The 11,075-nt window shown below is 46.4% G+C and carries 8 protein-coding genes; 7 read left to right on the top strand and 1 reads right to left on the bottom strand.

The features are described 5' to 3' along the window. Positions 1–83: 83 nt before the first annotated feature. Positions 84–314, top strand: a complete 231-nt coding sequence (locus DYP60_RS14055) for a hypothetical protein (protein ID WP_133299342.1) — start codon at positions 84–86, stop codon at positions 312–314. On the opposite strand, the gene DYP60_RS12115 is transcribed toward DYP60_RS14055, so the two are convergent. Continuing rightward, positions 280–918 (bottom strand): hypothetical protein, encoded by a 639-nt coding sequence (locus DYP60_RS12115; protein ID WP_117331277.1) that lies wholly within the window; start codon positions 916–918, stop codon positions 280–282. The genes DYP60_RS14055 and DYP60_RS12115 overlap by 35 nt on opposite strands. A gap of 113 nt (positions 919–1,031) precedes the next feature. On the opposite strand from DYP60_RS12115, the gene DYP60_RS12110 reads away from it, so the two are divergent. The 6 genes from DYP60_RS12110 to bglB all read left to right on the top strand — a co-directional run bounded on the left by DYP60_RS12110 (position 1,032) and on the right by bglB (position 11,011). Further along, complete coding sequence (locus DYP60_RS12110) at positions 1,032–3,551, top strand: hypothetical protein (RefSeq protein ID WP_117331276.1); 2,520 nt, start codon at positions 1,032–1,034, stop codon at positions 3,549–3,551. Positions 3,552–3,684: 133 nt separating this feature from the next. Further along, a complete protein-coding gene (locus tag DYP60_RS12105) occupies positions 3,685–4,956 on the top strand; it encodes an ABC transporter substrate-binding protein (protein ID WP_117331275.1) in 1,272 nt (423 codons plus the stop codon). A gap of 113 nt (positions 4,957–5,069) precedes the next feature. Then, positions 5,070–5,948 (top strand): carbohydrate ABC transporter permease, encoded by an 879-nt coding sequence (locus tag DYP60_RS12100; protein ID WP_117331274.1) that lies wholly within the window; start codon positions 5,070–5,072, stop codon positions 5,946–5,948. Then, positions 5,945–6,775: a carbohydrate ABC transporter permease gene (locus DYP60_RS12095; RefSeq protein WP_117331273.1), complete on the top strand. Its 831-nt coding sequence runs from the start codon at positions 5,945–5,947 to the stop codon at positions 6,773–6,775. Before DYP60_RS12100 ends, DYP60_RS12095 begins: the two co-directional genes overlap by 4 nt. Positions 6,776–6,784: 9 nt before the next feature. Then, entirely contained in the window at positions 6,785–9,901 is a 3,117-nt protein-coding gene (locus tag DYP60_RS12090) for an alpha-mannosidase (protein WP_117331272.1), read from the top strand. Between the two features lie 18 nt (positions 9,902–9,919). Then, positions 9,920–11,011, top strand: coding sequence for a beta-galactosidase BglB (bglB, locus tag DYP60_RS12085; RefSeq protein WP_117331271.1), 1,092 nt, complete (start codon positions 9,920–9,922; stop codon positions 11,009–11,011). Positions 11,012–11,075: the final 64 nt, after the last annotated feature.

Here is an 11,075-nt window from a genome sequence, read left to right as displayed (position 1 = left end):
TTCATTAATCCTCAGCAATCTGCTCTAAAAAGTGTGAACCAGAGTGCCAAATGGTGAAACAGGCAAATGATGAGGAATAATAAATGATGAGGATAAGCCGATTATTCCTATTGTTAGGAATAATCGGCGAGAAGAGCTTTAGACTGAGCAAACTAAAGATGAAGATAGCAGGGACCTTCCGTTCCTTTGAAGGCGGGTCCAACTTCTGTACGATTTTCTCCATCATTGACACAGTCAGAAAGAATGGTGGAAATGCATTCGAGGCCCTAACACAATTGTTCAACAACTCATTCTCCCTGGCTTTTCTGGGCTAAAATCTGCTTGGGAGACCTGAGCAGTTACGATTTTTTCACTTACGGTATTGGTATTTTCTTGCTTTACATATTGGTTATGTTTTCTCTGTGTGTAGAGTATCCAAAGTAGTTCCAAGAAACTCTGATGAATCATTAATTCAGCATTGACCGGGTGATCAGTTCCTAATTGGTAGATTCTATTCAAGAGTCGATGGATTTCTTCTTTCACCATACCGTCGAAACGGAAAATTGGGATTGGTTGATCAAATAGGGAGAGCAACCGTTGTATTTGCCGTTCGAATCCTTGGGGTTGTTCTTCGATGCGAAAACCAATAACCAATCGAGCTTTTGGCTTTGCATGTTCTTCATAGGTGCTTTTATGCAACAACAACGGTTTGAGTAGTACAATATCACCACGCTGTAGTGAGAAGTACTCCCCCTCGATGACATGTCCGGCAAAATCATCCAAGAGAATATAGGCTTCCCAGTACGTATGAAAGTGCTGAAACTCCATGTTCAACCGTCTTTTCTGATAGTCAAAAACATAGAAAACTGGGTCATCTACTCGATTGACCGTAATGACTAAAGCAGGGTCAAATAGTATCTCTGGTACCTCGTATTTCATGCCTGTATCCTACTCCAATTCACATAAAATGCAAGACAATTGTCGTAATTGAGCAAGAAATACGTAGATTTTGCAAAAATGTCATTTCATACTATCAAAAGGAGGAGTATCCTGTGCAATATCTACGCTATCAATTACAGAACGCCAGACACATCAATCGGTTTCTGATTTCTGAGACCCATGAGGAGCCGGTGTCAGGCAAACCCGTGAGGATTAATGAAGAAGCCAATGTTTGGGAAGGCTCAGTAGGGGCAGTCACCCACAAGAATCCAGTACGTGAAGCATTTGTAGCAAAACGCAGAAGTGCACATGACCCCTACCCAACTTTTACAAGCAAGCAAGTTGGAGGGTCAATCCTTCACCGGGGGACGGAACATGCTCTTTCAGCTCATTTCCCCTTTGATAACCCAGTCATATCCTTCTCTGGTTTTTATCCCAACCCAACGTGGATCAGTGCAGTTGCTCTCACCTATCTGGAAGTTGGGAAAGCAATGAGCCTGAGCTGTGAGTTGGCTGTTGCAGGTGGTGTCCGCCTCTTTCTCAATGGAGCACTGATTGCAACCTTTACTCCTCACCTCAGGAACCAAATCGAAACGACACTGGTCAAATTGGACCTTCAAGCAGGCGACAATGAATTGGTGGTGTTCTGCGATGAGTTTGCTGAACGCGACAGTGATTGCTCGTTCTCGCTTACCTGTACCGAGGATCAACCCTCCCTGATACAGAAGTTACCCATTGCTGATCGTTCAGCTGAACTGGTAAGAGCTGTTGAGGATGCTTTGGGCGACCTCAGCTGTAGGAGTAATCATATTCGAGAAGGTGAAGTGGAGTTGTTCTGTTCGAATCCATATGAGAATGAGGATTTTGTTGTTTCCCTTGTGGGGGCAACAGAAGAGAATTTCATGGTGGGAGATCTTTATGAAACGAAGGCTGTGTTCAAACCTGGAATGTCAATTGCTTCCCTAGGGCCTTGTGAATCACTTCCCATAGGGTATCTCCAGTTTGTTGCATCTACGACGGTACAGGGGATGGAAATCCACTACAGACTTGCTTTCGAGAATTTTCCGCTCTCCCTTGTCCCTAGTCCTGCATCCTCCATGGAAGAGCGAAAAAAACAGGCATTTTCTTTTCTAGCCCGCTATGGGGAGCGAAATGGTAACCGTGTAGTAGCGATACTCCATGCAGGAGGTGATCAGAAAACATTTGAACACTTGCTCAAGAGGCAAATAACCTTCATAAACAAACGAAGCGATTGCAGCGACTTCTACCTTTCTTATTTTCCACATATCCTGAGAACCTTCTCTGACCATCCCTATGTGACGAAGAATCTGAAGGATGAGATGAAAGCATGTCTGCTTGGTTTTCGATATTGGCATGATGAACCGGGGGATGATGCAATGTGGTTCTATAGTGAAAACCATGCGCTCATGTTCCATGTCTGCCAATTACTTGCTGGAGAGCTTTATCCTGATGAGATTTTTACCAATAGCGGGATGACAGGAGTGGAGATGCAACAGAAAGCTCTTGACCTGCTTGCCGATTGGTTTGAAACCTTCTTTTCCATCGGCTTCACCGAGTGGAACAGTCCCCCCTACCTACCCATCGACGCACTTGGGTTTGCCAGTCTCTATGCGCAGACAAGCAACAAGGAGATGAAAGCCTTAGCCAAAAAGGCGATGGATTATATCTATTACATTCTTGCTGTTTATTCTCTAGAAGGTATTTTCAGTACGACTGCTGGGAGAACCTATCCCAAGGAACTGTTCGGAAACAACAGCAACTGTCCATCCTTCATCAATTGGATCGGCTACGGTATTGGGAACACCAGTCATGCAGGCAAAGGTGTTACTGCCCTCTGCTTCAGTGACTATCAAGCACCTGAGGAATATCGCCCCTATGTGCAGGTGCCAGAAGGGAAAGCTTTGATTAGTCAATCAACGCACGGGTACCAAGGACATGCTGATGTATATGCTTGTAAAACAGCCTATTCGTTGCTCAGCAGTGCAAATAATTTCCGGGTAGGAGAGCGTGGATTTCAGGAAAATCCAATGCACCTACTTTTCTCGGCGACGGAACAGATGTGGATAAACCACCCAGGTGAGCATGCATTGTTTGGACATGCGCGTCCGTCATATTGGGCAGGTAATGGAACCCTACCGAGAGTGAACCAGTATGAGAACTTTGCTTCTGTAGCATTTTCTCTCCCTCCCTCCCATCCGGTGGATTTCACTCATCTGTATCTTCCCACCATGGAGTTTGCTGAGGTCATCGAGCGCGGATCATGGCTCTTTTTCCGATCTCATAAGGGAGGTTTTGGAGCAGTGTACTGTTCGAATCCATTGCAGATGGTCAGCTATGGGCCGAACAAGGAACGGGAATTCATTGCACAGGGAAGACAAGTACTGTATCTGGTTCGTGTTGGATCGATTGCTGGATTCGGATCCTTTACGGAGTTTATTGCGTCCATTGAGCAGGCCCCTTTGAATGCAAATGAACATACGTATGTCTTTGATGACCAAAGACTTGGACGTTTGGAAGGTGGCTACGATTCCCCATTGCATGTTAATGGAGAGAAAGTAATCTATACCGGATTCGACCCTGTGGGAAAGAACATATGGGGAATTGAACGATAAAGCAAAAAATGCAATGTTTTAAGGGGATTTTGGACAAAATACTTGTAGATTTATAACATTGGCATCTTATACTGCTACTATGAGCTTTCGCTCAAATGATAGGAAATGATGTTCATACAATAGGAGGTATGATATGAAGAAAGTATCGATTATTGCATTGGTGGTTCTCCTTCTTGGCAGCATGGTTTTTGCCGCAGGAGCCAAGGAAGAGGCTACACAAGGCCCGAAGGCACTCAAGGTGATGCTCAGTGAAGAGCCTTCAAGTGAAGACGCACTGCTCAATACCTTGAAAGATTGGGCGGCAGAAACAGGGAACACCATTGACGTGATGGTAATTCCCTATGAAGACCAGCTCACCAAATTTCCCTTGATGGCACGCAACAATGATTTGCCTGACTTGATTTCCACCACTCGTCTCACCCGTCTCTATCCTGATGAGTTCATCGATTTGGGCAAAGAGTTTGACATGTCGATTTTTGAACCAATGGCAGTAGAGATCATTGTACAGGATTATAAGAGTGACAAGAAAGCAAATCTGCCACAGCAGTTCACAATTACCAATGTGTACTACAACAAGGATGCTTTTAACCGTGTTGGACTTGTTGCCCCCACTGTTGATAATCCCTGGACCTTTGAGGAACTTGTGAAGAATGCAAAGTTGCTTAAAGAAAAGGGTGGAGTGAAGTATGGAATGGCAATGGATTCTTCAAGAGCTCGCTATGACAACTTGATGTACGCCAATGGTGGCTCGATGGTAGAGAAGGATGGTGACTCATTCGTCGTTACAATCAACAGTCCTCAGAACATCGCAACGTTGGAAGCCTTTATTGAGTGGAACAACTCCTTCATGCCCAAGGCTATCTGGGCTGGTGGTTCTACAGACAACCCAGCTGATTATTTCAGGAACGGAGATGTTGGAATCTACTTCAGTGGAACTTGGAACTACAACACCTTCTATAACGAGATTAAGGGGATGAATTGGGGTGTCATGCCTTCTCCGGTCGGCCCCGCTGGTCCGAGCGCAATCTTAGGCGGAAGTGGCCTTGGTGTTCCTGCAAATGCAAAAAACAAAGACTTGGCCATCGATTTCCTGAAATGGTTCTACACCAAAGAGAACTTCCAGACCTACCTTAATCGGGACAAGGGACTCTCCTCGTTGGTAGGGGTCACCTACTCTCCTGCTGACCAGCAGGTGGCAAAAGACTACAAGGTGCTTCAGAGTGAAGTGTCAAAGGTCTCTCATGCATTCAGTGTAGATGAGAGCTCAATGTGGAGAAACTTCTACGACAACGAGTATCGTGACGCGATGCGGCAGGCGGTCAATGGGGATATCAGTGCAGCAAAGGCTTTGAATGATTTTGCTGAATTGCTGTCCAAGAAATCTGGCTGGCCTCTTAAGTACTGATGTGTATGATTCTGGGCTGTCCGAAAAGACAGCCCAGTCTCTCCTCCTCCAAACCGATGTACCTGACAGGACCGATAATTCCTGGTTTGTACTGCTGAACGGATGCAATACCTATGAAGACACCCTATGTTAAACGACATGTAACAGCGTTCTGGTTTTTTATTGCTCCTTGTCTGATTCTTTTCTCCGTCTTTTTTTTATTGCCGCTGTGTTTAAGTGTTGGCTTGTCACTTACCAATTATGATGGCTGGAAGACTATGGACTTCATAGGCTTGCACAACTACACAGAACTGGTGCGTGATTCAAAATTCTATGACGCATTGGGTCGTACCTTTGGATACACCTTGTTTAGTCTTCCTTTCAAGGTAATCGTCCCTCTCCTGATTGCCATCCTGGTGACCAGCAAGCGTGTTGCAATCAAGGGTCTTGCAAGAACCATGGTATATGTTCCCTCGCTGCTCAGTCATCTTGTCGTTGGTATCACAATCAACTGGATGTTCAGCGCTGAGTATGGTTTGGTCAACTATCTTATTGGAACCATTGGGGGCGAGCCCATGCAGTGGGCACTCAATCCTAGGTTGGCTACCTTTGTAATCAGTTTTGCCAGCAATTGGGCATCCACCGGTTTCTATATGGTGATTTTCATCGGAGGTATCACCAATATATCCAGTGATATCTACGAAGCAGCGGCAATCGATGGGAGTTCTCCCGTGCAGACCTTTTTCCATATGACCCTCCCGATGCTGGCTCCCACTACATTCCTGGTGACACTTCTTTCCACGGTAAATCTTCTGAAAGAGTATGCATTGGTCCAAGGTATCACCCAAGGTGGTCCTGGTTTGAATACAACGTTCATCATCCAATTCATCTTTGATAAGGGCTTCAACCAAATGCAATACGGGTATGCATCTGCAATCTCTCTGTTGGTCATGATTATCTTCGCTTTTATCGCCTTTGTGCAGTTCAAGATCAGCAATGGAGGCGACAAATGATAAAACGTACACTCCCTAAATACTTTTGGCCTTCTATCTTGACGTTCCTAGTCTCTCTCTTGATGCTTTTCCCTATCATTTGGCTGTTCTTCAGCTCATTTAAACAGACCGGGGAACTCTTCTCGTATCCATTGGCGCTCTTGCCCTCTGAATGGACACCCTCCCATTATTTCAAGGTTGTCGGAGACGGTTTCTTTGTCTACGTATTCAACAGTCTCTTCCTGGCAGTTGTTGGTACAGCTATTACCCTCATCATCAGTGCAATGTGCGGATATGCGCTAGCCATCTACCGCTTTGAAGTTTCTTACACCAACTTGATATTCGGTATCTTTCTCCTCGGTACCTTGATTCCTGGAGAAACGCTCACCGTACCTATAGTGGTGGTTATCAGTGAATTGGGTCTTTATAACAATATCTGGGGTGTAATTCTTCCTGTGGTTACGACCACAACCGGTATATTCATGTTTCGACAACACTACCTTTCCATTCCCCTCTCGTTTGTTGAGGCTGCCCGCATCGATGGTAGCAACGAAGCCCAGACTTTTTTCTACGTAATGCTTCCTTTGGGTACTTCCAGTATCGTCACATTGACCATCTTCAGCTTCATGTGGAGGTGGAATGATTACATTCTTCCCCTCTTGGTACTCAGTGACCAAAAGAAGTACACCATCCAGATAGCCATCAAGAACTACATCGGATTCAATGGTGTGGATTGGAGCAGTATCCTTGCTGCCTCAGTCATGTCGATCATCCCCATTATTATCCTATTCATTATTTTGCAGCGTTACATTATCGGGGGGCTTTCTGCCTCAGGGGTGAAGGGGTAACTTGACTGTATGAACAAAGAAGCCTTACAACGATACGTCAAGGGACCTTTGGAATTCTTGAAGCAAGCATGCTTTGCTGAAAGCCAGCTCATAGAGGATATCTGGGTGAAGGAGTGCGGATATCATCAGTGGAATCGTCGTAATGAGAAAACCGGATGGAAACCGTTTGACCAAAGCCGTGGTTTTGGAGGTCATGAATACCATTGCCTGTTGCGAACAGAGGTAGATATTCCCAAATTGTGGAATGATAGGTCGGTCCGTCTTAGGGTTCACACCGGTGCTGATGACATCTGGAATAATGACAATCCACAGTTCTTACTCTTTCTGAATGATGAGCTCTCAAGTGGTTTGGATGTCCAGCACAGAGAGGCAGAGCTCCCTGACACTCCAACTGTCTCTATCGTCCTCTATTCCTACGTGAATACGAATAAGCCAAATGTCTTCCTGGCTATCTCCCTGTATGCTGTCAATACAGAGCTAGAGTCGCTGGTATATGACTTCTGCTTGGCCTATGAAACGGCATTGACTGTCGAGGAATTCAGTGAAGCCTATCTCATCCTGAGTGAAGCATGTCTTGATACTTTGCGAGCCATCGATCTGACCAGTTTGGAAGCTCTTCAAAACCAACAAATGCTCTCACATGCACGGAAAAAGATGATGCTCCACCTATCCCGCTTTGGAGATTCTGGTCGAATGAATCTTGCCCTTACAGGTCATAGCCATATCGATATGGCTTGGCTCTGGACATTGGAGCAGACACGGGAGAAGAGCTTACGCAGTTATGCCACGGTCCTATCACTCATGGATCGGTATCCTCACTACATTTTTTCCTCAAGTCAGATGCAACTCCTTGCATTCATCAAGCAGGATTTTCCTTCATTGTTTGCTCGGATCAAGGAGCGAGTATTGGAAGGACGATGGGAAGTGGAAGGTGCCATGTGGGTAGAGAGTGATGCCATCCTAACCAGCGGAGAGTCTCTCACCAGGCAGATCTTCTGGGGAAAACGGTGGGTGAAGGAGGAATTCGGAAAGGACCAGAAGGTGCTTTGGCTTCCCGATTGCTTTGGTTTCCCTGCAACCCTGCCACAGATCATGGCAGGTACGAATCTTTCCTACTTTGTGACGACTAAACTTGGGTGGAATGAAACCAACCGAATGCCCCATGACCTATTCCGTTGGGAAGGCTTGGATGGAAGCGAGGTGCTTGCATATTTCGTCAGCAGTAGTGACTATGAACCAATTGGGGCATATCCCAAGAAACCAGGGAATGAAACGACCTATAATGGGGTGTTTACTCCTTCCCAGTTGCTGGGTACGTGGCAGCGATTCTCTGACCGGGAAATGCTGCCCACTCTTTTGTACCTGTATGGGTATGGTGATGGGGGTGGGGGTCCTACCAAGGAGATGCTCGAGCGAGAGGAGCGTCTCGTAGGGGGGTATCCCGGTCTTCCAGGTGTTACAACCAGTACTGTGCGTTCCTTTCTGGAAAGTATTGATGTTCCCAACGACTCTCTTGCAACCTGGTTCGGGGAGCTCTACCTGGAGTACCATCGAGGTACGTATACCACGATGGCTGAGGTGAAGCGTCTCAATCGTTCCTGCGAGCAGAGTGCGATGCAAGCTGAGTTTTTCTCATCGTTGCTCTGGTTGCTTGGGGATGATGCATATCCTCATGCAGCGTTTGAACAAGCATGGAAACAGTTGTTGCTTAACCAGTTCCATGACATTCTTCCCGGTAGTTCAATCAAGGAGGTATATGATCTCGCCTTGCAACAGCAGGAGAACTCCTTGCAGACATTTACCAAGTATTCGCGCCATGCAATGGAGCATATTGCTTCCTTGATTGCCCAGACTCCAGCTGATGTAGTGGTTTTCAACACCCTTGGACATAACCAGAGCGGCCTATGCAAGGTATCAGGGTGTAACGCAACTACTGTACAAGATATACAAGGGATCATGCTTCCCTCATTCCATGATGGCAACGACCTCTATTTCGTATGTCCAGATGTCCCTTCCAAGGGATGGAAACGACTTGTTTTGGGAACGGCCTGCGAACAGGTCCCTTCTGCCTTTTCCTGGCAAGAACGAAGCCTTGAAACCCCATACTATCTTGTAAGGTTCGCCTCTGATGGAACACTCTCCAGGCTCTATGACAAAGAAGGGAAGTGTGAGGTGCTTGCTCCCGGAGGGAAAGGCAATATCGTAACCTTGAGTGTCGATTACCCAAAGGAATACGATGCCTGGAACATCGGCAAGCAAGGGAAAGATATGCGATACCGTCTTGATCGTGAAACGGAGTACATGGTTGTTGCAAACAATGCTCTTTTCTTTACTATTCAATGGAGTCAAAGTTGGGGGAAGTCTCTCTTTGTTTGTCAGACCACTTTCTATGCCCACTCGAAGCGTATCGACTTCACGCTCTCATGTGATTTTCAGGAAGACCAGCTGATGCTCCGTAGTGAATTCCAAGTGGATATTCGTTCTCCGAAAGCGAGTTATGATATTGCCTATGGGGTATGCGAGCGAACTACCCACACCAATACCAGTTGGGATGAGGCACAATTTGAAGTTCCTGCCCATAAGTGGGTGGATCTTAGTGATGAAAGCTATGGGGTTGCTCTCATGAGTAAACAGAATTATGGGTATGCCGCAAAACGCAATACGCTCAGCCTTTCTCTGCTCCGTGCCCCTAGTCACCCCAACGGCACAGCAGACCGAGGAGAGCATCATTTTACCTATGCTCTGTATCCACATGAAGGACGTTACCAAGAAGCAGGGGTTGTTGAGGAGGGATATGCCCTTCATCAACCTTTGCTTGCTGTGAAAACGGAGCAGCATAACGGCATCCTATCTTCCGAGGCGAGTCTTGTCTCTTGCCCCGATACAGGGATTGTGCTTGAGACAGTTAAAAAGTGTGAGGACCGGGATTCCTTGCTGATCAGGGTATTGCAGCTTAATGGAAAGCGGGTGAAGAGCCATCTTCACTCATTGTTCCCGATTCTTGAGGCATATCAATGCAATCTGCTGGAAGAGCGCTTGTCACAACTTGCATGTAATGATAAGGGAGTTGCACTTTCATTGCGCCCCCATGAAATACAAACCATTGAACTTGTTCTAAAACATTAATGGTTGATAGGAGAGGAAATGCATACGATCGATGAAACACTCAACGCTTTGGTCAAAGGCTTCATGCCGGTGCTTTATGCACCTGATGACCCTGACTTTACCTCCAATAAGCTGGCCAATGGTATTGAGGATACAATGAGAAGCCGTTATCAGTTCTGGGAGTGGCCACATGGTGTGGGACTCTTCGGTCTTTGGAAATTGTATGAAAAGACAGGGGATGTCCACTACCTTGGAATGCTGGAGCAGTACTATGACGAACGGATCAAGGAAGGGCTGCCTGGGAAAAATGTCAATACAATGGCACCCATCCTTGCACTCTCCTATCTAGCAGAGCATACTGGCAATGCTCGTTATGTAGAGGTGTGCACTGAATGGGCCGGCTGGGTCATGGAAGGGGGTCTCGCCCGAACAAAAGAGGGGGGATTCCAGCATCGGACCACCGATGATGAGAATCCTGGACAACTTTGGGATGATACCTTGATGATGACTGTCTTGGCTGTTGCCAACGTAGGTAGAATGTTAGGTAAAGAATCATATGTGCAGGAGGCTATCTATCAATTTCTGCTTCATGCTGAGTATCTTTGTGATGTGAAGAGCGGACTTTGGTACCATGGGTGGACCTTTGAAGGGAATCATCATTTCTCTGAAGCTTTCTGGGGAAGAGGAAACTGTTGGGTAACTATTGCCATTCCGCTGTTTCTTGAAACCAAAGGACTTCCTGAGAGTGTAAGGCGTTATTTGGAAACTATCCTGGTTCGACAAATTAATGCCTTGGTCCCCCTGCAGGATGCAGGAGGCATGTGGCATACCCTCCTTGACGATCCGAGCAGTTATCTTGAGTCGAGTGCAACGTGTGGGTTTGGCTATGGGGTGTTGAGGGCTGTAAAGATGGGCTTGCTCGACCAATCCTATCTTGAGGTCTCAAAAAAAGCCCTACAGGCAATCCTGGAGAACATTGATGAGAATGGTGTAGTGCAGAAGGTTTCCTATGGAACTCCCATGGGCAAGGATACAAAGGATTTCTACAAGCAGATTCCCCTCCGTCCAATGCCCTATGGACAAGCATTGGCAATGCTTTTCTTGATGGAGTGTCAAGGTATGAGACTGTGACCGTGGAATATGGGAAAGCGTGGGTATTCCTTGACAACCATCAGATGCTCTTGCAAAGGAATCG

This window comes from Sphaerochaeta halotolerans (genome assembly GCF_003429665.1).
Taxonomy (GTDB): Bacteria; Spirochaetota; Spirochaetia; order Sphaerochaetales; family Sphaerochaetaceae; genus Sphaerochaeta; species Sphaerochaeta halotolerans.
This window is presented reverse-complemented; position numbering and strand designations above follow the sequence as displayed.